The sequence below is a fragment of the Dietzia sp. B19 genome (assembly GCF_014145155.1).
Lineage (GTDB): Bacteria > Actinomycetota > Actinomycetes > Mycobacteriales > Mycobacteriaceae > Dietzia > Dietzia natronolimnaea.
In genome coordinates this window covers 14,650-14,874 of record NZ_JAALED010000354.1, presented here as the reverse complement: position 1 = coordinate 14,874, position 225 = coordinate 14,650, and positions in this window count along the sequence as shown.

Below are 225 nucleotides of genomic sequence, written 5' to 3'. Positions count from 1 at the left end.
TGAACCAGTTGGTGGTACCGCTGGCGACCCCTTGCGGGGGTCACGGACGGATTGATCAACCGACCGACACCCATTCTACCGTTGTAGAGGCCCGGTCGGAATTACTCGTTCGCCGGGCGGGCGTGGCGCTCGTCGGCGTGGGCGGCGTGGAAGTCCGCAGCCTGCGCCAGGGCCTGCTCCGGTGACCGGTTGCCGCACAGGACCAGCGCGGACCGCCCGACCGTA